Here is a 23,291-nt window from a genome sequence, read left to right on the forward strand (position 1 = left end):
TGAAAATTACAATCGCGCTCTGTTATTTTCTCCTCAAAAGGTGCATGCTGTGCGCAGCGTAGCTACAGCCTCCGTTGCAGGTTTTTTTTGTGTGGTCACCTCCTTGTCATGGGGACGTTGGGATGATCAACTGGTTCACTGTCACTTGCGCTATACGTATCGCCTAAAAGACAGATGAGCGGACTCATTTTTTTCTTACGCGTTACCCAAATTATTGACGCTCACGGTAAATTTTTATGTCCGCTGCATTTGATCGATCGCTACTCCATCCCCGTTACTGGTTCACCTGGTTTGGTCTTGGCATTCTCTGGCTTCTCGTCCAGCTTCCTTATCCGGTTCTCTCCTTCCTTGGCTCGGCTATGGGAACGGCATCTCGTCGCTTTCTGAAACGCCGGGCGCATATTGCTGACAGAAATATCGAGCTTTGCTTTCCGGAAATGAGCGCTGCGGTGCGGGCGCGTCTGCTGGAGCAGAACTTCCATTCGCTTGGCATGGGGCTGATTGAAACCGGGATGGCCTGGTTCTGGAGCGATGCCCGGGTGAAGAGATGGTTCGATGTTGAAGGATACGACAACCTGACCCGCGCGCTCAGCGCCGGGAACGGGGTGATGGTGGTTGGCATTCATTTTATGTCGCTGGAACTTGGTGGTCGTGTGATGGGGCTTTGCCGTCCGATGATGGCAACCTATCGCCAGCACAACAGCCCGTTAATGGAATGGGTGCAGACAAAAGGGCGCCTGCGTTCGAATAAGGCGATGATTGACCGGCGTAATCTGCGCGGCCTGGTGCAGGCGCTGAAATCCGGTGAAGCCGTCTGGTTTGCGCCGGATCAGGATTATGGCCGCAAAGGCAGCGTCTTCGCGCCGTTTTTCTCCGTGCCTGACGCCGCCACGACGAACGGTACGTTCGTGCTGTCGAGACTGTCCGGCTCGGCGCTGCTGACCATCACCATGGTGCGCAAACCCGGCAAACAGGGCTACCGTCTCTATATCAGCAAAGCGATGGACGACTACCCGGTGGCCGATGAACTGGCTGCCGCGTGCTATATGAACAAAGTCATCGAACGGGAAATTTTGCGCGCGCCTGAACAATATTTGTGGGTGCATCGCCGCTTCAAAACGCGTCCTGTGGGCGAAGCCTCATTGTATTAAGACGGCAACCAGCAACCTGCTTCTGTCGCAGAAGCAGGTGTGAGGGCGACTATTTCGTCAGTGCTGATACTTGTTCAGCCAGACTGTCCAGTAACTGGAAACGGCGGCGATACTCCGCACGTTTTTTACTGGCAATACTTTCCAGTGGTTTACGCGCCATCTCACGCGGCAAACGCCAGCGCCAGCGATTATCTTTCACTCCGTCAACGGACGCCCAGAACTCGTCATAACTGGCGTGGAAATGGCGGCCTTTGCTCAGACGATAACGCAGCGCCCGGAACACATGCCCGTTGTCGCTGACGCCATACACCGCGGAAATCCCGCTATGGCTGGCAAACAGCCAGATAAACTCCATCAGCAGGCGTTTGGGGAAAATGCCGTGACAGGCGCGTGTGGCCTGTTTAATTACCTCGTGCGACACAGTGCGGCGCGGTCCCTGTAATCCGCCGATCACCAGTTGCCATTCACCCTGATGATTCACTACGCTAAAGGTCACGCTGGCGAGCAGCGTGCGGCTGGCATCATGCAGCCAGAGGGTGGTTTCCCCTTCGCGTTCGGCCTTGCTGGCGCAGGAGGCGGAAAGTGTAAAGCGCGACGCATCCTTGCCTTCCAGTTCGACAAGCGACGTTTCATCGGCAGACATCAGCGCCTGCGCGAGCCGTGAACCGGTCAGCGTGTCGATAAATTCATAATGACTTACAACGGCATCGGCGCGCTGGCGGGCGTTCATGCCGAGCGTGAGATACTGACGATGCGGTTTGCTCGGCAGCGTCACCTGCGCGTTCAGCAACTGCCCGAAATTGGGTCGTTGCGACAGGCTGCTCAACATATGGTGTGTCGGTGTATAAAACAGCAGGGTACGCAGCAAAAATTTGAGCCGGTAATTTCTTTTTTTCCAGATGGGCGCTGGCGTCAGTTCGCCAGACACCAGTGCGGAAATCAGGCTGGTGCGATGCGTAAAATTATGTTCTGTGTGCAGGCTGTTATCAGTCACGGAAAAATACCTCATTATTACTCTGAGGTTATTTTACCGGCTGAGAACGACCGTATTAACGCTCATCCAGACTATATTCCCGTTCTGTTTAGTGATGGTTGAGGAAATTCCCCCTGAGTTGTTACTTATCGCCATTTTTCGTTTTTTCTATACTTTGTGCAGGAGGAAAAAAAATGTATCAGCGAATTGCGGGTAAACAATGGCGGCATATCTGGCTGGTCGGTGATCTGCATGGCTGCTGGCAGCCGTTGATGGCGGAGCTTAAGGCGCGGAAATTTAACCCTTATCAGGATTTACTGATATCGGTCGGGGATTTAATTGACCGCGGCGCGGCGAGTTATCAGTGTCTGGGATTATTAAATGAAACATGGTTTGCTGCGATCCGGGGAAACCATGAACAAATGGCGATGGATGCCGTGGATAACGGCGATATGTCGCTGTGGTATATGAACGGTGGCGCCTGGTTTTTAGATAGCGCACCGGCAATCCAGGCGGATATTAAGCGTCTCCTGCAGAAGTGCCATCAGCTTCCGTATATTATTGAAGTGGATTGCGAAAGCGGACTGAATATTGTCGCGCATGCTGATTATCCTTCCGCAGAGTATGCCTGGCAAAAAGCGGTGGATCCGCAGCAGGTGTTGTGGAATCGCCAGCGACTGAGCGATCATTTTGCCGGGCGTCATGTGCCGATTACCGGTGCCGATCACTTCTGGTTTGGCCATACGCCGCTGCAGGAGCGCTACGATGTGGGGAATCAGCATTACATTGACACGGGTGCGGTATTTGGCGGTGAGCTGACCATGGTGCAGTTGCAGTAATCAGACGTCACTGAACACACTGGCCGGGCGCCAGAAACACATCTTCAACCGGCAAATAAATAACCCGCCTCAGCGACGGGTTCTTTTTGAGTCAGGCAAGACGCATGACCCAGGCATCGGACTGTTCATCGTAATGTTTGCGGTAAAGGACGGAGTGTTCTCCATTCAGCAGGGCAGGCACACTGGTATCGGCATCCCAGGCATCAAGTTGCATGCATAAATCCGGGTCGGATTTGCAGGGAATACTTAACGTTCGCTCACCGTGCTCTTCGCCATGGAGTTCGGCATCATCAATCTCAAAGGCCCCGATACGTACGCTGGTTTTGCTCATCATCTTCTCCTTGAAATGCGGTGCGTGGTACGACCAGTTTGATCGTCCCTGTTTCATCCTAGTCAACTGAGAGAAGATTACCAGTAAGAATTTGCTGCTTTTTTGCGCGTCGTTACGCATTGCCCGCAAATAACTTACCATCACGTACCAGCTCGCGCGGGTAGCTGTTTTTCAGCCGTGAACCGATTTTTTTCGCCAGTCCGAGCGGAAAACCCTGGAAAGTGACGATGACGTCATCCGTTGTCGGCGTGTTTTCCGGGTAGACATCGCGACCGCGATACCACTCCTCAGCTTCCGCTAAGCTGAGCTCAAAACAAGAGGCACCCGTCTCCGCCAGCGCGATGACTGCTTCATGCTGCCAGCGATAGCCTTTGTTATGCGTTTCCGCCAGCCGCAGACCGATGCGGGAAAAGCGCACTTTGCCGACTAACGGTTCGATTTCCGTCGGGAAAAGCCAGATTTCTTTGTCACGTTGCCAGAGCGTTAGCGCATCATCCCAGCGCAGACCCACTGCGGCTGCCGCATGGGTAACCGCCGAGGCGTCGCGGCCCATCATCGGCGTAAAGGGGAATTTACCCACTTTATAGCCGGGCGCGGGCAGTGGCTCGATGTGCGCGGTTTTGCGTAGCCGCGCGACGAAGAACCCTTCACAGTCGAACACCTGCGGGAAAACGTGCAGAAAGCCTTCGTCCGTCAGCACGTCGCGTGCCTGCGGGAATAAGCTTTCCAGCGAGACCACCTCCACCGCCTGCGGATAGCGGGCCAGCAGCCAGGCAATCACCGACTCGTTTTCATCGCGATTCAGTGTGCAGGTGGAGTAAATCAGCGTCCCGCCGGGGCGCAACGCATGAAAGGCGCTGTCGATAAGTTCCTGTTGGGTAGCGGCAATCTCCCGGTTGCTGGCGACGGACCAGTTTTTCAGCGCGTCGGGATCTTTACGCACCACGCCTTCACCGGAGCAGGGCGCATCCAGCAGGATCGCATCAAACGCTTCCGGTAAGGCTGCGCCAAACACGCGACCATCGAAATGGGTTAACGCCACATTACGGATGCCACAGCGGCTGATATTGGCATGCAGCACTTTCACCCGGCTGGCAGAAAACTCGTTCGCCAGAATGGCGCCGTGGTTGCCCATGCGGGCGGCGATCTGCGTGGTTTTGGAGCCAGGCGCGGCGGCAACGTCCATCACCCGTTGCGGCTGGTTGCCGTCGGCGAACAGTGCAGCGACCGGCAGCATGGAGCTGGCTTCCTGAATATAAAACAGCCCGCTTAAATGCTCCGCCGTACTGCCGAGCGGCAGGGCGTTTTCATCTTCCCGTTCGATCCAGAACCCTTCCTCGCACCATGGCACCGGCGTTAACTGCCAGCCGTAAGGGGCGACGAGGGCGAGAAAATCGGCGACGCTGATTTTCAGTGTATTGACGCGAAGGCTGCGGCGCAGCGGGCGATGGCAGGCGGCTATAAAATCATCTAATGACAGCGTTGCAGGCATCGCTGCGCGCATCTGCGCCAGAAAGTCATCGGGAAGGTAAACGGAATGTTGAGCCACGAAGCGCACCACCAGCAAAAAAACGGGTGCGCAGTTTAGCATAATTGCCCCGGCGGAGGACACCGGGGCGTGGGGGTTAGCGTGGCAGCGCGGTTCCCCATTCGCGCCACTCTTTCGGTTCGGCTTCCAGCAGCAGGAAGTGTTTGCCTGTCTGCGCTTTCGGCGCCAGCGGAATGCCCGGCGGCGTCGCGAAAGCAATACCACCACGAATGAACTGGTTGAAGGTGCCGGTTTTTACCACACCGCCCACCAGGCCGAAGTCCAGACTGTAGCCCGAGGCCTGCCAGAACACTGAATTGTTACGCACCAGATGCTGATAACGCTTGCTGATGCGCAGTTCAATCATCACACGGTCAGAGAGAGAACCCAGACGCAGCGCCGTCACGGTACCCACTTCAATACCGCGGAACAGTACCGGCGTACCAATATTCAGAGAACCGGCATCCGGCGCTTCCACCACAATGCTCAGACCGTCGAGGTAGCGGGAATCGGTAATGGTCGCTTCCTGAATTTCAAAATCACGACGCGGATTGCCACGGCCTGGCTCAACGTTGACATAGGGCTGCAGCAGCGTATCCAGATGCTCAACACCGCCTGCGGAAATCTGCGGTGTGATGACCGAGAAGCGCGTACCGCCGCGGGCGAAGGTCCTGACATATTCCGGGTAAAGTACCGCTTTTGCCTGCACTTCATTGCGGGCGGTGATCAGCTCCAGCGACTGGATCTGCCCGATGTCGATCCCCAGATAGCGAATCGGCATACCTTCCGCCAGTTTCCCGGCATCAAAGGTGTGCAGGGTGATCTGGCCGCCGACGGCGCGTGCCGCGGTTTCGGTCGGGTAGAGCGGGCGTTTGTCGCCTTTTCTGATCCCGGCGCCTGCGCCATTGAGGTTATCGAAGCTGATAGCGCCTTTCAGCGCCCGCGACAGCGGCGAGGCCTGCACGGTCAGTCCGCTGCCGTTAAGCTGCACTTTCGCGCCACCTTCGGCCCAGAACACGCTGTTGCTGGTGAGCAGGCTGCGGTATTCCGGTTTGATGTGCAGGTCGATATCAAACGCATTAGCGCGCGGACGCACGGTGATCACTTCACCGACCTGGAATTTGCGGTACAGCACCACCGAGCCTGCCTGAACATCCGGCAGGGTATCGGCAGTTAACGAAAGGGTGGTGGTGGGGAGATCGCCGAGGCTGTTTTCCACCGCTTTTTCCACGTTAGCGAACAGCGGATAGCTGGCTTTAAGCGCCCCTTTTTCACCCGGCAATACCCGGATGCCGCCGCTCACCCATTCACTGGCGCTGGCACCTAAAAATTCCACGCCATCCAGCCCGACTTTCACGTCAATACGGCTGTTGACCACGAATTTGCTGTCGCCGGGGACCAGCTCGCGATACTGCGGTTCGATAGCCACCGCGAAGGTAATACCCTTCGCCGTCAGCGTCCGCTCGACGACCTGACCAATCTGAATACCATGCAGAATGACCGGCTGCCCGGCATCAATGCCGTAGCTTTCCGGAGCGGTCAGTGTCAGCGTGGCAACGTTCGGCGTCTGTAACAGCGTTTTGTTGGCGGGGAGCACGGAAAAATGATTACGTGCCGCGCCTTCGCCTGGCACCAGTTCAAATGTGCTGCCGGTGAGCAGGGAACTGACGTTGACGTTCGACAGCGACAGCTTCGGATTGCGCAGTTCGATGCGCGTATTCTCGCGCAGCAGGTTCACCACGCTGGGGTCAACGGTCATCTCGCCGGTGACCGCGCCGCCCGGGTTGAGATCCAGTTTCGTGAGTTGCCCGACCTGCAACCCCTGATACATCAGCGGTGTGGAGCCTGCATTTAGTCCTGCGCCGTCAGGCAGGTCGAGCTTGACGATCACCCCGCGCTGACTGTGCGCCAGATCGGCATAGAGACCAAATTCATCGTTTTGTTTCGCGGCGGCGGAGTCGTCCGGCGAATCAAAGGCAATCGCGCCATTGACCAGCGCGGCCAGACTTTCAAGCTGCAGTTTCGCGCCGCTGAAATCGACATCCGCTTTCACGCCGGAGACGTTCCAGAACCGGCTGCCTTTTTTCACCAGACTGGTGAAACGGCGGTCAATCAGCACATCAATGGTCACGCCCTGTTTATTGGGATTGATGGTGTAGTCATACACACGACCGACCGGAATTTTGCGGAAATAGACCAGCGAACCGCTGTTCAGCGAGCCCAGATCCGGTGCGTGCAGGTGAATCATCAGTTCGCCGTTGTTAATACGGTATTTGGGCTGCGTATCGAGCGCAACGAAGTGATCTTCTTCCTCGCCTTTACCGGGCATCATGCCGATGTAATTACCACCGACCAGCGCATCAAGGCCGGAAACCCCCGCCAGCGATGCTTTTGGCGTGACCAGCCAGAACTGCGTCTCTTTACGCAACGCATCTTTCATATCGCTTTTGATGCTGGCGCGAACCTCGATTTTATTCAGATCTTTGCTGAGACTGATGTTCTGTACGGTGCCAACTTCAACGCCCTGATAGCGAATGGGCGTACGACCGGGGACGATGCCGTCGGCAGTCATAAAGTCGATGGTTATCGTGTTGCCGCGATCTTCATAGGTGCTCCAGATAAGCCACCCGGCAATCATCAGCGCGATAACCGGAAGCAGCCAGAAGGGCGAAATGCGACGTTTTGTTTTAATTCTCGCTTCAGTCGGCGAAGCGGGCGTTTCCTGACTCATGTGCATCCCAAAGTAAGCGGCTGTCCAGCCATTCAACTGCAAGAATAGTCAATATTACCGCCGAGCCGAAATAAAACGCAGCGGGACCCATAGTAAAAGAAAGGAGCTGGTCGCGGTTAATCAGCGACATCATGAGCGAAATAACGAACAGATCCAGCATCGACCAGCGGCCAATCCAGGTCACGAAGCGCAGCAGCAAAATGCGGGTACGCAACCCCTGCTCACATTTAAAGTGAATGCTGATGAGCAACGTAATCAGCACGATCACTTTGGTAAACGGCACCAGAATACTGGCAAAAAAGACGACGCCCGCCACCGCGACGTTGCTGTGAGCCAGAGAGATAATCCCTGAAAGGATGGTATCTTCCTGCCGCGCGCCATTCACGTAAATAACAGATATCGGCAGAACGTTGGCAGGAATGAGCAGAATCAGCGAAGCAACCAGCGCCGCCCAGCTTTTTTGCAGGCTGTTCTTACGGCGAAAGTGGAGCGGCGTGTGGCAACGGCGGCAGCGTCCGCGCTCGTCGGGCAACCCGGTATAGTGGCAATCGAGACAGACCTGCAACGCCGGGTTGTCGCGGGTGGCGGGGCGCTGCGGGTAGAAACGTTCCCAGAGTTGCTCAACGTTCAGGTGAATCATCGTCAGCAGACTCAGGACCACCAGACTGATAAAAGCGATAAGCCCGTTACCAGGTTGCAGGAAGGCGTAATCCTGAACTTTGATGGAGGCTACCGCAACGCCGACCAGGTAAATATCCAGCATCACCCACTCTTTGAGTTTCTCCAGCATCAGCAGTACCGGCCGCAGATTCATCCCCAGCACGTTACCCAGCCAAAGATAGGCGATGGACACCACCAGCACCACTGGCGCGCCGACAGTACAGAAAAAGACCATTGACGCGGTGATTGGATCGCCCTGACGGGTCATCTGCCAGATGCCCTGTAACAAATTGGCGTCGATACGCGTTCCCAGCAGATGCAACTGCAACAGCGGCTCCTGCCAGGCGAACGGCATCAACAGCAGCATCGCAATCGCCATCGCGCCTAAACGCGCTAACGACCAGTCGCGCCCGTCACGGATTTTAGCATTACACTGAGGACAGTATGCGCTCTGGTTGGATTGCATCAGCGGCAGCGAAAACAGCGTGTCGCATTCCGGACATCGTTGATAATGGGCGCGCGGAAGCGGCTCACTGATGGAGTGAACGGTGATTTTTGTTTCTGGCGTAAGTTGCGGTGATTTCAGTGCCATTTATCACGTACGAAGATGGATGTGTAAAACTATCTTAACTCATGAATGGAATCATCTTGAGCCCGGCCGCATTTAATGTTTATTTTATAGGGCTATGCTCCGGGCACACTACCGGAATCGAAGTAAGATAACCAAGTGATTATAAAATGACCAAAACAGAATTTTACGCAGATTTAAATCGCGATTTTCAGGCGTTGATGGCAGGTGAAAACAGTTTTCTGGCAATGATCTCTAACCTGAGCGCGTTGCTGTATGAGCGTCTTGACGAGGTCAACTGGGCCGGATTTTATTTACTGGAAGGTGACACGCTGGTGCTGGGGCCATTTCAGGGTAAAATCGCCTGCGTGCGTATTCCCGTTGGGCGTGGTGTCTGCGGTACGGCGGTGGCGCAAAATCGCGTTCAGCGTGTGGACGATGTTCACGCGTTCGACGGCCACATCGCCTGTGACGCGGCAAGCAATGCCGAAATCGTACTGCCCATCAGCGTAAAAAATCAGATTATTGGTGTACTGGATATCGACAGTATTGCCTTCTCCCGCTTCACCGAAGAGGATGAGCAGGGGCTGCGCGAACTGGTCGGGCATCTTGAAACGCTGCTTGAGGCCACCGATTATCAAAAATTCTTTGCGCCCGTCGCAGGATAATCAACGGATAACGTAGCAATTAACGATGGCGTCATTATAATGACGCCTGTTCATGCCTGCGGCTTGTTGGCTACGTCCGTTGTAATCAGGAAATTTCATGGAAAATCAACCTAAGTTGAACAGCAGTAAAGAAGTTATCGCTTATCTGGCCGAACGTTTTCCGCACTGCTTTAGTGCCGAAGGCGAAGCGCGCCCCCTGAAAATTGGTATTTTTCAGGATCTTGTTGAGCGTGTTGAGGGTGAAATGAACCTCAGCAAAACCCAACTTCGTTCCGCATTACGTCTTTATACTTCAAGCTGGCGTTATCTGTACGGTATCAAGCCGGGCGCAACCCGTGTCGATCTCGACGGTAACCCGTGTGGGGAACTCGATGAGCAGCACGTGTCACACGCTCGTCAGCAGCTTGAAGAAGCCAAAGCGCGTGTTCAGGCGCAGCGTGCAGAACAGCAGGCGAAAAAACGCGAAGCTGCTGCGGCAGCGGGCGAAGAAGCGCCGCGCCGCGAGCGTAAACCGCGTCCTGCGGTTCGTCGCAAAGAAGAGGGCGATCGCAAGCCTCGCGCTGCTAAGCCGGCAGCAGTAAAAGCCGCCCCGCGCCCGCCGCGTGAAGAGCGTCTGACCCCGGTATCCGACCTGTCTGTGTTGACAGTGGGGCAAGCGCTGAAGGTGAAAGCAGGCAACAACGCAATGGACGCCACTGTACTGGAGATCACCAAAGATGGCGTTCGTGTACAGCTGACTTCTGGTATGTCAATGATTGTACGCGCAGAACACCTCGTGTTCTGAGACGGAGGCCGCGCCAGGCATGAACACTTTTTTTAAGGTCACCGCGCTCGCAGGTCTGTTGGCAATAACAGGCCACGCGTTCGCTGTGGACGACATTACGCGTGCTGATCAGATTCCGGTTCTGAAGGAAGAAGCGCAGCACGCGACGGTGAGTGAGCGCGTCACCTCGCGCTTCACCCGTTCGCACTACCGCCAGTTCGATCTCGATCAGGCATTTTCCGCTAAGATTTTCGATCGCTACCTGAACCTGCTGGATTTCAGTCACAACGTATTGCTCGCCAGCGACGTTGAACAGTTTACCGCCCGCCGTAAAGACGTTGGTGAAGAGCTGAAGACGGGCAAGCTCGATGTCTTCTACGATCTCTATAATCTGGCGCAGAAACGCCGCTTTGAGCGCTATCAGTACGCGCTGAAAGTGCTCGCCCAGCCGATGGACTTCACCGGCAACGACACCTTCAACCTCGATCGCAGCAAAGCGCCGTGGCCGAAAGATGTCGCTGAGCTGAACGCCCTGTGGGATGGCAAGGTGAAGTATGATGAGCTGAGCCTGAAGCTGACCGGGAAAGATGAAAAAGAGATCCGTGAAACGCTGACTCGCCGTTACAAATTCGCCATTCGCCGTCTGGTGCAGACCAACAGCGAAGACGTGTTCTCCCTGGCGATGACTGCCTTTGCGCACGAAATCGATCCGCACACCAATTACCTCTCTCCACGCAATACCGAACAGTTCAACACCGAAATGAGCCTGTCGCTGGAAGGGATTGGTGCGGTGCTGCAAATGGATGACGACTACACGGTGATCAACTCACTGGTTGCGGGCGGCCCGGCGGCGAAAAGCAAAGCGATCAGCGTCGGTGACCGCATTGTCGGCGTGGGCCAGACCGGTAAAGGGATGGTTGATGTGATTGGCTGGCGCCTGGATGACGTTGTGGCGCTGATCAAAGGACCGAAGGGCAGCAAAGTGCGCCTGGAAGTGCTGCCAGCCGGTAAGGGCACCAAAACCCGCATCGTGACGCTGACCCGTGAACGTATCCGCCTGGAAGATCGCGCAGTCAAAATGTCGGTCAAAACTGTCGGCAGCCAGAAAGTCGGCGTGCTGGATATCCCCGGTTTCTACGTCGGTCTGACCGATGATGTGAAAGTGCAGTTGCAGAAGCTGGAAAAACAGAACGTCAGCAGCGTGATTATCGATCTGCGCAGCAACGGCGGCGGTGCGCTGACCGAAGCGGTATCGCTCTCTGGTCTGTTCTTCCCGTCCGGCCCGGTCGTGCAGGTGCGTGATAACAACGGCAAAGTGCGCGAAGACAGCGACACTGACGGCGTGGTGTATTACAAAGGCCCGCTGGTGGTGCTGGTTGACCGCTTTAGCGCTTCTGCCTCAGAAATTTTTGCGGCGGCAATGCAGGACTACGGTCGTGCGCTGATTGTCGGCGAGCCGACCTTCGGTAAAGGCACCGTGCAGCAGTACCGCTCGCTGAACCGGATCTACGATCAGATGCTGCGCCCTGACTGGCCTGCGCTGGGCTCCGTCCAGTACACCATTCAGAAGTTCTACCGCATCAACGGCGGCAGTACGCAGCGTAAAGGCGTGACGCCTGACATTCTGATGCCGACCGGCAATGAAGAGACGGAAACGGGCGAGAAGTTTGAAGACAACGCGTTGCCGTGGGACAGCATCAATGCCGCGACCTACGTCAAAACAGGCGACATGACGCCGTTTGGACCGGAGCTGCTGAAGCAGCATGACGAACGCATCGCCAAAGATCCTGAATTCCAGTACATCATGAAAGACATCGCGCGCTTTAACGCGATGAAAGCGAAACGCAACATCGTCTCTCTCAATTACGCGCAGCGTGAAAAAGAGAACGAAGAAGATGATGCAACGCGTCTGGCGCGGATTAACGATCGCTTCAAGCGTGAAGGGAAACCGCCGCTGAAAAAACTGGATGATCTGCCGAAGGATTATCAGGAACCCGATCCGTATCTGGACGAAACGGTTCATATTGCGCTCGACCTGGCAAAACTGGAAAAAGAGCGTCCCGCAGAAGAACCTGCACCCGCGAAATAAACCTCAACAGGCACAAGTAATTGTGCCTGTTTTTTCCCTCTCTTTTTACACGTAAACAACATACTACAAAATGTAAAGTTGTGTTTTTCTCGTGACTTAGCGCCCGCCAATGCTTGAAAATACGCGCAATACCCATACGATGTGGGTAATCGCATAGTGCGTGTTGTTATAACGAGGTTAAGAGAAAATTATGATGCGAATCGCGCTCTTCCTGTTGACCAACCTGGCCGTTATGGTTGTGTTCGGGCTGGTATTAAGTCTGACAGGAATTCAGTCGAGCAGCATGACAGGGCTGTTAATTATGGCTCTGCTTTTTGGTTTTGGCGGTTCTATCGTTTCGTTGATGATGTCGAAATGGATGGCGCTGAAATCAGTCGGTGGGGAAGTCATTGAGCAGCCGCGTAATGAAACGGAAAACTGGCTGATGAACACTGTCGCCCAACAGGCGCGTCAGGCCGGTATCGGTATGCCGCAGGTGGCGATTTATCACGCCCCGGACATTAACGCCTTTGCTACCGGCGCACGTCGTGACGCCTCCCTGGTGGCGGTGAGCACCGGCCTGTTGCAGAACATGAGCCGTGATGAAGCGGAAGCGGTTATCGCGCACGAAATCAGCCACGTCGCTAACGGTGATATGGTCACCATGACGCTGATTCAGGGGGTGGTGAACACCTTCGTTATCTTCATCTCTCGTGTGATCGCACAGATTGCAGCCGGTTTCCTCGGCGGCAACCGTGACGACGGTGAAGAGAGCAACGGCAACCCGCTGATTTACTTCGCGGTGGCAACGGTGCTTGAACTGGTGTTTGGTATTCTGGCCAGCATCATCACCATGTGGTTCTCCCGTTATCGTGAGTTCCATGCCGATGCCGGTTCTGCGAAACTGGTCGGGCGCGAGAAGATGATTGCCGCGCTCCAGCGTCTGAAAACCAGCTACGAGCCGCAGGAAGCCAGCAGCATGATGGCGTTCTGCATCAACGGTAAATCGAAGTCGCTGAGCGAGCTGTTCATGACGCACCCGCCGCTGGATAAGCGTATTGAAGCGCTGCGTAGCGGCGAATACCTGAAGTAAGATCTGAGCAATGAAAAAGCGCGTCCACCGACGCGCTTTTTTTATGCCTCCACTCTGGGTTGCGTGACGCGCAGACCACTGACGATGGCGGCCACCACGGCAAGCGTACCGGCCAGCAGCAACGACACATGAGTGCCATGTTCCCCGGCAAGGTTAAACAGTAGCGCGACCAGAGCCGCCCCGGTGCTTTGCCCGAGCAGGCGCGCCGTGCCGAGCATACCGCTGGCGCCACCGCTGCGGTTGCGTGGCGCCGAGAGAATAATGGTGTGGTTGTTGGGTGACTGGAACAGGCCGAAACCCGCGCCGCACAGCACCATCCGCCAGACGATATCCCAGTCGGCAGGGGCGGCTGGCAGCATCGCCAGCGCAAACAGCCCGCAGGCCATCACCAGCATGCCGAGTGCGCCCAGGAATCCGGCATGGACTTTTTCGATCAGATAGCCCGCCAGCGGCGCCATCACCATCGTCGCTAACGGCCAGGGGGTGAGCAGCAACCCGGTTTCAACTTCGCTTCTGCCCATCGTCGCCTGCAAAAAGAAGGGCAGGGAGACCATCGCCAGCATCTGCGCACAGAAAGAGCAGATGGAGGTGCAGATCGACAGGGAAAACAGCGGAATACGTAGCAGGTCAATCGGCAACAACGGCACCGGCAGACGCAACTGACGACGAACAAAGAAGAACCCGACGATCAGCATCACCACCACTTCCGCCAGCACCAGACGTAGCGATTGCCCCTGCGCAAAGCTGCTGAGGGCGGTAATGAGCAACCCGAAGGTGAGGGCGTTCATCACCGCGCTGGGGAGATCAAACCGTGACGCCTGGCTGCGGGCGTTGTTGGCGGGCAGAAAACGCATCGCCAGAATCAACGAAATAATGCCGAGCGGTACGTTAATCAGAAACAGCCATTGCCATGAAGCGACGGACAAAATGGCGGCGGCGATGGTAGGCCCGGCGGCAGACGAGACCGCGACCACAAACGAGTTGATGCCCATACCGCGTCCGAGATGGCGCTGCGGGTAGATCAGGCGGATGAGCGCCGTATTCACACTCATCAGCGCAGCACCGCCCAGCCCTTGCGCGACGCGCGCCAGCGTCAGCATTTCCAGCGAGGGCGAGAGCGCACAGACCAGCGACGTGATGGTAAACACCACCAGCCCCGTTTTGTAGATCCGGCGATAGCCGAACATATCCCCAAGAAACGAAAGTGACAGCAGCGAAATCACGATGGCGATCTGGTAAGCGTTGACCACCCAGATAGATGCTGCGGGTGATGCGTTCAGATCGCTGGCAATCGTTGGCAGGGCAACGTTCGCGATAGCGCCATCCAGCACCGCCATCGAAAGGCCAATCACAATGGTAATGATGGCGCCGTACCGTTGAGGCAGGGGCAAGCCATCAGCAGGATTTTTATCCATAGAAAAAATGTGTAATAAGGGAAATTATTGATCGGATAATGATTTTAGCATTGATTATTCAGTCTCAGTTCGCAGATTTGTAACCAGATTAAAGAAGATGCATTGCGGTCGGGGTCTCACAAATTTATACTAAAAACTCGTTCTGATTTTTATAAAACACTCGCGGTGAGGTGATAAATGGCAGTCGCAGATTTGGATAAGCAGCCAGATTCTGTCTCTTCAGTTCTGAAAGTCTTTGGCATTCTGCAGGCGCTCGGGGAAGAGCGCGAAATTGGTATTACCGAACTGTCGCAGCGCGTCATGATGTCGAAAAGCACGGTGTACCGCTTTTTGCAGACCATGAAATCACTGGGATATGTGGCACAGGAAGGCGAGTCTGAAAAGTATTCTCTGACGCTCAAACTGTTTGAACTGGGCGCCCGTGCGCTGCAAAACGTGGATCTGATCCGCAGCGCAGACATTCAGATGCGTGATTTGTCGCGTCTGACGAAGGAGACCATTCACCTCGGCGCGCTGGATGAAGACAGTATCGTTTACATCCATAAGATCGATTCAATGTACAACCTGCGCATGTACTCGCGCGTAGGGCGTCGTAACCCGCTGTACAGCACCGCGATTGGTAAAGTCCTGCTGGCGTGGCGTGATAAAGACGAAGCGGTGCAGATCCTCGAAGGCGTGGAATATAAACGCAGCACCGAGCGCACCATCACCAGCACGCAGGATCTGCTGCCGGTGCTCGATAAGGTCCGTGAGCAGGGCTACGGTGAAGATAACGAAGAGCAGGAAGAAGGGTTGCGCTGCATCGCCGTGCCGGTCTTTGACCGTTTTGGCGTGGTAATTGCGGGCCTGAGTATTTCGTTCCCGACGCTGCGTTTCTCCGAAGAGCGGTTACACGAATACGTGAAAATGCTGCATGGTGCGGCGGCGAAAATTTCAGAGCAGATGGGCTATAACGACTATCCGTTCTGAGGATTGTCCGGAAATGAGAAACGCCGCGTTAACGCGGCGTTTCTGTTAACCTTCGTCGATGACTGTTGAACTTTTTCGCAGTACCGGGCAGTTCGTCAGCCCGATGATACCGCTGTCAGTATGAACATACTGTGCGGTACTGATGCCGCGCGCAGTAAGATACTTGCATTGTAAACCTAATCCACCCACATTCTCTTTGCTGCCAATGAGCACGCCATAACCGCTGAGCAAAATTGCGATCCACGCGATAGCCAGCACAATAATTGAACGAATAATCAGACGCATTGCGACCTCTTTTTATGAATCATAGCGACAACAGGTTAACGTAGCGGTTGACTGAAACAAGTCAATGATTCCTAAAATGATCAGAACGGATTACAGTGAGCCACCGTTTAAGGTGAGAGTGATAATCTGAATTCAGTATGAATTATCCCGGAGAGTGGAGTGAAAAAATATCGGTGGGTTATCCTGGTCGTCATCCTGGTGCTGTGCGTGCTGCTCTGGACGCAGACCATCAATGTGATGTGCGATCAGGATGTACAGTTCTTCAGCGGGATCTGTACCATCAACAAGTTCATCCCCTGGTAAGACATTTTATGCTCGAATGATTTCCTTCCTGAATGCGAGTGGTAGAATGGACTGTTATTTTTGAGGTGGTGAAATGAGTGACTTACTGAATTCCGGGGTTTTGAATCTGGCATCGCTGGCGGTGTCTGTGCTGTTGCTGGTAATTGGTCTGGTATTGTGGTTTTTCGTCAACCGGGCCAGCTCACGCGCAAACGAGCAGATTGAACTGCTTGAAGCGTTGTTGGATCAGCAGAAGCGTCAGACCGTGCTGTTAAGACGCCTTTGTGAAGCAAACGAACCGGAGAAAGAGGAGCCCGCTGTTCAGGCGGACGTGAAGCCGCAGGACGATGACATGATTCGTCTGGTTGCCGAGCGTTAATCTTCTCTGCACTTCTTCCCGGTAACGACATCCTGCCGATTACCGGGACAGACACTGTCCGCACTGTTATGGTGCATCCTTCCTGTTGCTGTTTTCTTTTACCGTTTCGCTTAAGTTTAAATTAATGGTTATTATTGTTTGTTTATGCATTAAATCACCCGCTGAAACTTTTATTTCCACTTTTTCAATATTCAAAGCTATTTTTTAGCGAAACGTTTTTATATGCCTCGTGATGAAGCAGTGTCATTAAAATTTCATTATTATGGTGCAATATAGCCTTTATTCTTTAGCATTCACTCCCGCGGTAAGCGAAACCGATAGCTGCGCTCTTTCCGCCTTTTTTAACATTTTTTGTTAAACCAGGCGCGCATGACTATGCACAAATCAGTGAAGGATATAAAAAATTGACCTGATATAAACAGGCACAACTGGACGAAGCGCGAGTGTTGGTCTATGGTGAAAATGTCTATGATTATCAGCACGTGCGCGCGTTTTTCAAACACTTGCTGACAGGGGTTTCACTGAGAACATTGCGCATAAATGTGCAGAGGATCGAAAGACGAACAACGATTTTGTGCGACCGATCGTGACACGTTTAAAAATGGCTTGCCATTATTAACGTTGTGTGTGATAACACGTTTTGGGTTAAACGAGGTACAGTTCTGTTTATGTATGGCATTTTCAGTAAAGAAGTCCTGAGTAAACACGTTGACGTTGAATACCGCTTCTCTGCCGAACCTTAATTAGTGCCTCATGCAGTCATGTCTCAGTTTTATCTATGTAAGTGCCTTCGGGCGAAGAAAACACTCTAAGGAATTTTGCAAATGGCAAAGATTAAAGGTCAAGTTAAGTGGTTCAACGAATCTAAAGGTTTTGGATTCATTACTCCGGCTGACGGCAGCAAAGATGTATTCGTACACTTCTCTGCTATTCAGGGTAATGGTTTTAAAACTCTGGCCGAAGGCCAGAACGTTGAGTTTGAAATTCAGGACGGCCAGAAAGGCCCGGCTGCAGTTAACGTAACTGCTATCTGAATCCAGCACCACTGATCTTGTTGCGCGTCCCACGCGCACCATCAGCCATAAAGCCTCGCATCCGCGGGGCTTTTTCATGGCCGTAATCTTCTCGAAATTCCCGTGCGATGGCGGTACACTTCGCCCTTCGTTGAATGTCCCCGGAGTTGCCATGTCTTACAGTTGTCCTCTTTGTCACGCCCCGCTGACGCGCCGTGAAAACAGCTATATCTGCCCGCAGCGGCATCAGTTCGATCTGGCGAAAGAGGGCTATGTGAATCTGCTTCCCGTTCAGCATAAACGCTCGCGCGATCCGGGTGATAATGCAGAGATGATGAGCGCGCGTCGCGCGTTTCTTGATGCCGGGCATTACCAGCCGCTGCGTGACGCCATCTGCCAGCAACTGGCTCAGACCGGCGCGACGCAACTGCTGGATATCGGCTGCGGGGAAGGGTATTACACCCACGCATTTGCGGCGATTGTCCCGCAGACCTGGGGGCTGGATGTCTCAAAGGCGGCGATACGCGCCGGGGCGAAGCGTTATCCGCAGGTGAATTTTTGTGTGGCCTCCAGCCAGCGTCTGCCGTTTGACGATAACAGCATGGATGCGGTTGTGCGGATTTATGCGCCCTGCAACCCACAGGAGCTGGCGCGCGTCGTACGTCCAGGAGGGTGGGTTTTCACCGCCACCCCGGGGCCGCGTCATTTAATGGAATTAAAAGGGCTGATTTACGATGAGGTTCATCTGCATGCGCCGCACAGCGAACAACTGGACGGTTTTACGCTGCAACAGCATCAGCAGGTGGCGTATCCGATGACATTGTCAGGGCAGGAAGCGGTGGCGTTGTTGCAGATGACGCCGTTTGCCTGGCGCGCCAGGCCGGAAGTGTGGGAAAAACTGCAACAGCAGACGGGATTTCACTGCCAGACCGATTTTTCGATCCACGTCTGGCAGCGCGGTGCTTAACCGGCGAAGTGGCTCCAGAGGATCTGCGAGCCGATACCAATCAGCACAATGCCGCCGAGAATTTCGGCCCGTTTGCCGAGCAGCGGGCCGATGTAACGCCCGATCATCATACCAAGCGTCGACATAATCAGCGTGGCGCAGCCGATAGCCAGCGCGGTGGTCACAATACTGACCTGCAGGAAGGCGAGGCCAACACCGACGGCCATAGCGTCCAGACTGGTGGCAATCGCCGTGGTCACCAGTAACCAGAAGCCATGACGGTTTGGCGGCAGTGTTTCTTCGTCATCATCACCACGAACCCCTTCCACAATCATTCGTACGCCGAGAAAGACCAGCAGCACGAAGGCGATCCAGTGGTTCCACTCCAGCACAAACTGGTTTGCCAGCATGCCGAGACCCCAGCCGATCAGCGGAGTCAGGGTTTCGATGACGCCAAAGATAAGACCGGTGCGCAGGGCTTCAGAGAATCTGGGTTTGTGCAGCGTCGCGCCTTTCCCGATAGACGCAGCAAAAGCGTCCATCGACATGCCAAAGGCGAGAAGAATAGTGGCAGATAAATTCATGGGTGTGTCCTGACCGGGGTATCTCCATATGACACATCACTGCCCCCAGTAAACATACGCCACAACCGGCGTACAGCAGTGTATGTGTCTATGGTCTCGCCTGATCACCAGCGGGCTGGTCATCCGTACGTACCACGTTTTGCAACGAGTATGTTGATACGTACATTTCCGGGAAAGGAAATCGGCTACTCCCCAACGACGGGCGCAACCTTAACATATTTTTGGAATATAAAACAATAACAGGAAATCATTATTTATATTACTTATTGATAACGATTTTCATTTAAATTTATTGGTAATGAAATCGTTAATAAATATGAGGATAAAAACGTGAGGGTTATAGCCATTGCTATATTATTCACCGCTGAAAATTCAGTGAAATATAGCGATGGCTATGTCTTTAACTCATTGAGTTGAAACGAGAAGTTTATATATTTTCTCCAGATCGTCGATATTTCGAACGCGAACAAGCAACCGCCGTTGTTCTAATTGCATCACCAGCACGCCGTCCTCGGATAAATTCATCTCTTTAATGCGGTTATAATTTATCCAGACGTTGGCGAAGAAAAATCCGGTTTGCTTAAACACGATCCTCGGGGTGCGGATCCAGAACAGATACAGCCCCATTAATGCCAGCGCGCTGAGCAGCCAGGTGGTCACCACTGCGCCATGTTGCGTCACGTTGTTGTAGATAAGAATGGCAACCAGACCGACAAAGATTATCCCGTCCACGCGATTACGGCGCAGCAGGGGAATGGAGAGCAGCAGGGGGCCGTTGCGGCGTGGCATGATGAACTGATCGTAGATGGCGTAAGCGAGCAGGGCGACGATAAAAATAATCAGTATCCAGTCCGTGATTGTCATTAAGCCTCCGGATAAAAAAAACCGGGGGCACAGGCCCCCGGCATACAGCGAACAGATTACAGACCCAACAGGCCGATAGCGTAACCCACGATACCGATGACGAAGAAGCCAACGATGATCCACAGCGGGTTCACTTTCTTACGCAGCAGCCACATACAGGCGAAGGTCAGCAGCAGCGGCACCAGACCCGGCATCAACTGGTCAAGGATAGTCTGCACGGTGGTAACACGCGTCTGGCCATCCTGACCGGTGATGGTAGAAACCACCAGCGGGATGTTCACGTGCGTCCACTTGTTAACCAGCGCCCCCATGACAAACAGACCGAGGATTGACGCCCCCTCTGTCAGTTTCTGCAGGAAGCCGCCGCCCATATCCTGAACGATGTCCACGCCTTTGCGGTAACCGTAAGCCACACCGTAATAACGGGTCAGCAGACGCACCAGGTTGAACAGGACGAAGAACAGCAACGGACCCAGCAGGCTGCCACTCATCGCGATACCGGCACCCAGTGCCGCAAATACCGGACGTACGGTACCCCAGAAAATCGGGTCACCGACACCGGCCAGCGGTCCCATCAGACCCACTTTGATACCGTTGATGGCACCGTCGTCGATCTCCGCACCGTTAGCGCGTTGCTCTTCCATCGCCAGCGTAACGCCCAGAACCGGCGCCGCAACGTAAGGATGGGTGTTGAAGAATTCCAGGTGACGCTTAATCGCCTGACGACGCGCATCGTTGTTCTCCGGATACAGGCGTTTGATCGCCGGTACCATTGAGAAGCAGAAACCCAGCGCCTGCATACGTTCGAAGTTCCATGAACCCTGGAACAGGTTTGAACGGATGAACACGCCACGAATATCACCCGGAGTGAGTTTTTTCTCGGTAGTAGTTTTAGTGATATCAACCATTTCGCTCACCTGTTAGTCCAGTTCGTTATCGAGATCGTTATTACCAGCGGCCTGCACTGACCCACCCGCGACGCGGTTGTATTTCGGGCTCAGCTGGATGTACAGAATCGCCATCACTGCGCCGATAACACCCAGAGCAACCAGGTTGAAGTTGGTAAATGCTGCGGTCACGAAACCGAGGTAGAAGAACGGCATCAGGTAGCCTGCGCGCATCATGTTGATGACCATCGCATAACCAACGACCACGATCATGCCACCGGCGATGTTCAGACCACTGGTCACCACTTCCGGAATCGCGTTCAGCATGCCCTGAACTTCACTCGTACCGACAGAAATTGCCACGATAACCGCCGGGATGGCGATACGCATTGCCTGCAGGAAGAGGGAAGAGACGTGGATCCAGGAGAGCGCGGTCAGGTTGCCGGTTTCGGCCGCCTTATCCGCAGCGTGCTGGAAGGCCACAGTAATGGTACGAACGATAATGGTCAGCACCTGACCGGCGGCTGCCAGCGGAATTGCCAGCGCAATACCGGCGCCGATGCTCTGACCCCCTGCAATAACCAGAACGGTAGAAATGATAGAGGCGAGCGCCGCATCCGGTGCCACTGCCGCACCGATGTTCATCCAGCCCAGCGCGATCATTTCCAGGGTACCACCGATGATGATGCCTTTCTGCATATCACCTAAAACGATACCGATTAACGTACAGGCCACCAACGGACGGTGGAACTGAAATTCATCAAGTACGGATTCCATACCTGCAATACACGCCACGATGAACACCAGCACAATCTGAAGAGTGGTAATCTCCATTGTACTTCTCCTATAACATAAGCCTTAAGTGTGAAAACCAGCGCCGGTGTTATTTGCCGACCTTGCTGATCAAATCCATCATTTTCAATCTCGGGTCGTTGGACACTTTACGCACTTCCAGCTCAATGCCACGAGCGTTCAGTTTGTTAAATGCTTCGATATCTTTTTCATCGACCGAAACGGCGTTGTTTACCTGAGTCTTACCCTGACGATAAGCCATACCACCGATGTTGACGGACGTGATCTTCACGCCGGCTTCAACGATACGCTCTACATCTGTCGGGTTGGTAAACAGCAGCATGACGCGGTCACCTGCATATTTCGGGTTGTTATAGACACGAATCATTTTCTCCACGTCGACGACATGCGCAGTGACACCAGGAGGCGCAACCTGCGTCAGCAGGGTTTTACGCACGGTGTCTGCCGCGACTTCATCGCTGACGACAATGATTCGGGTGACGTTGGTTTCTTTGGTCCAGCGGGTGGCGACCTGACCGTGGATTAAGCGGTCGTCGATACGCGCGAGGCCAATAACCATATAATCGTTGGGACCCATAGGCTTCGCAGGCGCGGCCGCACGCGGTGCTGCTGCGACGGGCGCTGCTTTCTCAACCGGTTTTGCTTTCAGCGCTTTCACGCCTTCGCGACCGGTTTCGACGGCCAGCGCGACCAGATCGTCATAACTCGGATCGTCGTCACGGGCCATTAACGTCTCGACAAGCATCGGAATATTGACGCCCGCCACCACATCGTAGTGCTCTTTATCGACGACAATGCGACTTGCCGCGTTAAACGGACTGCCGCCCCATGTATCGACGAGAAACAGCACACCTTTACTGGTGTCGAGATTGGCCAACTTCGCGTTGTATTTCTCGATGAGCGTTTCTGCGTTTTCGCCTGGGACGAAATCAATCCAGCCGACGTTCTCCTGCTCGCCCAGTAACATTTCTGCTGTTTTCAGCAGTTGTTCTGCAGCCCAACCATGTGTGCCTATCACAATAGCAATCGTCACTTGCTACCTCCTCTTATTATCTATTTATGCACCACTGCCTATAGATGCACCTTGAGATTTTTGTCAGTAACCGAATCGATTCAGACAAGGGTTCGAGCATTAAAGACTAAGACTTCCGCGAATTATTTTAGATAGTGAAAAAATAATTAATGTGATGAAGATCCGTAATTTAGTTATAGACGATTAATAATTTTGCGGTGCAAAAAATCGTGTTTTTTGCAAATTCAGGTAAATCTTTGCGTCAAACCGATATTCTTTGATATGTTTACCTTCAGTTTAATCAGACAGGAGTACAGGGTTAAGCCCGCAATATGGACCGTCACCGACGTCACATCTCTTTCAGGTGCTTCGCCACCTGGCAAACCGGCGCCTCGCGCCAGCCTCGTTTCTCACCCGTTTTCGTCACGCTTGCCGGAACCTCCGGTACGACAACTTGCGCCCATAACAG

Annotated in this window: 23 protein-coding genes, 1 pseudogene and 1 riboswitch; of the genes and pseudogenes, 12 read left to right on the forward strand and 12 right to left on the reverse strand. The window is 54.0% G+C overall.

What is annotated here, in order from left to right:
• Positions 1-236: 236 nt before the first annotated feature.
• Entirely contained in the window at positions 237-1,151 is a 915-nt protein-coding gene (lpxP, locus tag AOY23_RS18075; RefSeq protein WP_054180634.1) for a kdo(2)-lipid IV(A) palmitoleoyltransferase, read from the forward strand.
• Positions 1,152-1,200: 49 nt separating this feature from the next.
• Here the strand turns inward: lpxP and AOY23_RS18080 are convergent, their stop codons facing one another.
• Positions 1,201-2,145, reverse strand: coding sequence for a VirK/YbjX family protein (locus AOY23_RS18080; RefSeq protein ID WP_054180633.1), 945 nt, complete (start codon positions 2,143-2,145; stop codon positions 1,201-1,203).
• A gap of 173 nt (positions 2,146-2,318) precedes the next feature.
• Between AOY23_RS18080 and pphA the strand changes: the two genes are divergently transcribed.
• On the forward strand, positions 2,319-2,963 hold the full coding sequence (pphA, locus tag AOY23_RS18085) for a protein-serine/threonine phosphatase (RefSeq protein ID WP_054180632.1): 645 nt from the start codon (positions 2,319-2,321) through the stop codon (positions 2,961-2,963).
• Positions 2,964-3,054: 91 nt separating this feature from the next.
• Here the strand turns inward: pphA and AOY23_RS18090 are convergent, their stop codons facing one another.
• The 4 genes from AOY23_RS18090 to yebS all read right to left on the reverse strand — a co-directional run bounded on the left by AOY23_RS18090 (position 3,055) and on the right by yebS (position 8,805).
• Entirely contained in the window at positions 3,055-3,294 is a 240-nt protein-coding gene (locus tag AOY23_RS18090; RefSeq protein ID WP_054180631.1) for a YebV family protein, read from the reverse strand.
• A 112-nt stretch (positions 3,295-3,406) separates the two neighbouring features.
• Positions 3,407-4,843: a 16S rRNA (cytosine(1407)-C(5))-methyltransferase RsmF gene (rsmF, locus tag AOY23_RS18095; protein ID WP_152958621.1), complete on the reverse strand. Its 1,437-nt coding sequence runs from the start codon at positions 4,841-4,843 to the stop codon at positions 3,407-3,409.
• Positions 4,844-4,919: 76 nt separating this feature from the next.
• The gene (locus AOY23_RS18100) at positions 4,920-7,553 is read right to left on the reverse strand and encodes a PqiB family protein (RefSeq protein WP_054180629.1); all 2,634 of its coding nucleotides are present in this window, start codon (positions 7,551-7,553) and stop codon (positions 4,920-4,922) included.
• Positions 7,522-8,805, reverse strand: a complete 1,284-nt coding sequence (gene yebS / locus AOY23_RS18105) for a membrane integrity lipid transport subunit YebS (RefSeq protein ID WP_054180628.1) — start codon at positions 8,803-8,805, stop codon at positions 7,522-7,524. The genes AOY23_RS18100 and yebS overlap by 32 nt, the downstream gene beginning before the upstream one ends.
• 146 nt (positions 8,806-8,951) lie before the next feature.
• Here yebS and AOY23_RS18110 point away from each other — a divergent pair, with 146 nt between their 5' ends.
• From AOY23_RS18110 to htpX, 4 genes are all read left to right on the forward strand, one after another.
• The gene (locus tag AOY23_RS18110; RefSeq protein ID WP_054180627.1) at positions 8,952-9,449 is read left to right on the forward strand and encodes a GAF domain-containing protein; all 498 of its coding nucleotides are present in this window, start codon (positions 8,952-8,954) and stop codon (positions 9,447-9,449) included.
• Positions 9,450-9,546: 97 nt separating this feature from the next.
• Entirely contained in the window at positions 9,547-10,233 is a 687-nt protein-coding gene (gene proQ / locus AOY23_RS18115) for an RNA chaperone ProQ (protein ID WP_054180626.1), read from the forward strand.
• Between the two features lie 19 nt (positions 10,234-10,252).
• Positions 10,253-12,301, forward strand: a complete 2,049-nt coding sequence (prc, locus tag AOY23_RS18120; protein ID WP_054180625.1) for a carboxy terminal-processing peptidase — start codon at positions 10,253-10,255, stop codon at positions 12,299-12,301.
• A gap of 190 nt (positions 12,302-12,491) precedes the next feature.
• Complete coding sequence (htpX, locus tag AOY23_RS18125) at positions 12,492-13,373, forward strand: protease HtpX (RefSeq protein ID WP_054180624.1); 882 nt, start codon at positions 12,492-12,494, stop codon at positions 13,371-13,373.
• 41 nt (positions 13,374-13,414) lie between these two features.
• Here the strand turns inward: htpX and AOY23_RS18130 are convergent, their stop codons facing one another.
• Positions 13,415-14,788, reverse strand: a complete 1,374-nt coding sequence (locus tag AOY23_RS18130) for an MFS transporter (protein WP_054180623.1) — start codon at positions 14,786-14,788, stop codon at positions 13,415-13,417.
• A gap of 177 nt (positions 14,789-14,965) precedes the next feature.
• On the opposite strand from AOY23_RS18130, the gene kdgR reads away from it, so the two are divergent.
• Positions 14,966-15,757 carry a DNA-binding transcriptional regulator KdgR gene (kdgR, locus tag AOY23_RS18135; RefSeq protein ID WP_054180622.1) on the forward strand — a complete coding sequence of 264 codons (792 nt, stop codon included), beginning with the start codon at positions 14,966-14,968 and terminating at the stop codon, positions 15,755-15,757.
• Between the two features lie 45 nt (positions 15,758-15,802).
• Here kdgR and AOY23_RS18140 read toward each other — a convergent pair whose 3' ends face one another.
• The gene (locus tag AOY23_RS18140; RefSeq protein WP_054180621.1) at positions 15,803-16,042 is read right to left on the reverse strand and encodes a YobH family protein; all 240 of its coding nucleotides are present in this window, start codon (positions 16,040-16,042) and stop codon (positions 15,803-15,805) included.
• 159 nt (positions 16,043-16,201) lie between these two features.
• Here AOY23_RS18140 and mgrB point away from each other — a divergent pair, with 159 nt between their 5' ends.
• The 5 genes and pseudogenes from mgrB (at position 16,202) to rlmA (ending at position 18,683) form a co-directional block, all read left to right on the forward strand.
• On the forward strand, positions 16,202-16,345 hold the full coding sequence (gene mgrB, locus AOY23_RS18145) for a PhoP/PhoQ regulatory lipoprotein MgrB (RefSeq protein WP_054180620.1): 144 nt from the start codon (positions 16,202-16,204) through the stop codon (positions 16,343-16,345).
• Between the two features lie 73 nt (positions 16,346-16,418).
• Positions 16,419-16,703, forward strand: coding sequence for a YebO family protein (locus AOY23_RS18150; protein WP_054180619.1), 285 nt, complete (start codon positions 16,419-16,421; stop codon positions 16,701-16,703).
• Between the two features lie 668 nt (positions 16,704-17,371).
• Positions 17,372-17,515 (forward strand): annotated as a pseudogene (locus tag AOY23_RS23065) (DUF2627 domain-containing protein).
• A gap of 12 nt (positions 17,516-17,527) precedes the next feature.
• Positions 17,528-17,737 (forward strand): transcription antiterminator/RNA stability regulator CspE, encoded by a 210-nt coding sequence (gene cspE, locus AOY23_RS18155; protein WP_001062678.1) that lies wholly within the window; start codon positions 17,528-17,530, stop codon positions 17,735-17,737.
• Positions 17,738-17,888: 151 nt separating this feature from the next.
• On the forward strand, positions 17,889-18,683 hold the full coding sequence (gene rlmA, locus AOY23_RS18160) for a 23S rRNA (guanine(745)-N(1))-methyltransferase (RefSeq protein WP_054180618.1): 795 nt from the start codon (positions 17,889-17,891) through the stop codon (positions 18,681-18,683).
• Here rlmA and mntP read toward each other — a convergent pair.
• From mntP to manX, 5 genes are all read right to left on the reverse strand, one after another.
• Positions 18,680-19,246 (reverse strand): manganese efflux pump MntP, encoded by a 567-nt coding sequence (mntP, locus tag AOY23_RS18165; RefSeq protein WP_054180617.1) that lies wholly within the window; start codon positions 19,244-19,246, stop codon positions 18,680-18,682. The genes rlmA and mntP overlap by 4 nt on opposite strands.
• A 26-nt stretch (positions 19,247-19,272) precedes the next feature.
• Positions 19,273-19,452, reverse strand: a riboswitch (yybP-ykoY riboswitch).
• Positions 19,453-19,651: 199 nt separating this feature from the next.
• On the reverse strand, positions 19,652-20,110 hold the full coding sequence (locus AOY23_RS18170; protein WP_054180616.1) for a DUF986 family protein: 459 nt from the start codon (positions 20,108-20,110) through the stop codon (positions 19,652-19,654).
• A gap of 56 nt (positions 20,111-20,166) precedes the next feature.
• Positions 20,167-21,018 carry a PTS mannose transporter subunit IID gene (locus tag AOY23_RS18175; protein WP_038153561.1) on the reverse strand — a complete coding sequence of 284 codons (852 nt, stop codon included), beginning with the start codon at positions 21,016-21,018 and terminating at the stop codon, positions 20,167-20,169.
• A 12-nt stretch (positions 21,019-21,030) separates the two neighbouring features.
• Positions 21,031-21,831 carry a PTS mannose/fructose/sorbose transporter subunit IIC gene (locus AOY23_RS18180; RefSeq protein WP_054180615.1) on the reverse strand — a complete coding sequence of 267 codons (801 nt, stop codon included), beginning with the start codon at positions 21,829-21,831 and terminating at the stop codon, positions 21,031-21,033.
• 49 nt (positions 21,832-21,880) lie between these two features.
• Positions 21,881-22,843: a PTS mannose transporter subunit IIAB gene (gene manX, locus AOY23_RS18185; protein WP_054180614.1), complete on the reverse strand. Its 963-nt coding sequence runs from the start codon at positions 22,841-22,843 to the stop codon at positions 21,881-21,883.
• Positions 22,844-23,291 lie beyond the last annotated feature (448 nt).

The sequence above is a fragment of the Trabulsiella odontotermitis genome, assembly GCF_001297775.1.
GTDB classification, from domain to species: Bacteria; Pseudomonadota; Gammaproteobacteria; order Enterobacterales; family Enterobacteriaceae; genus Trabulsiella; species Trabulsiella odontotermitis.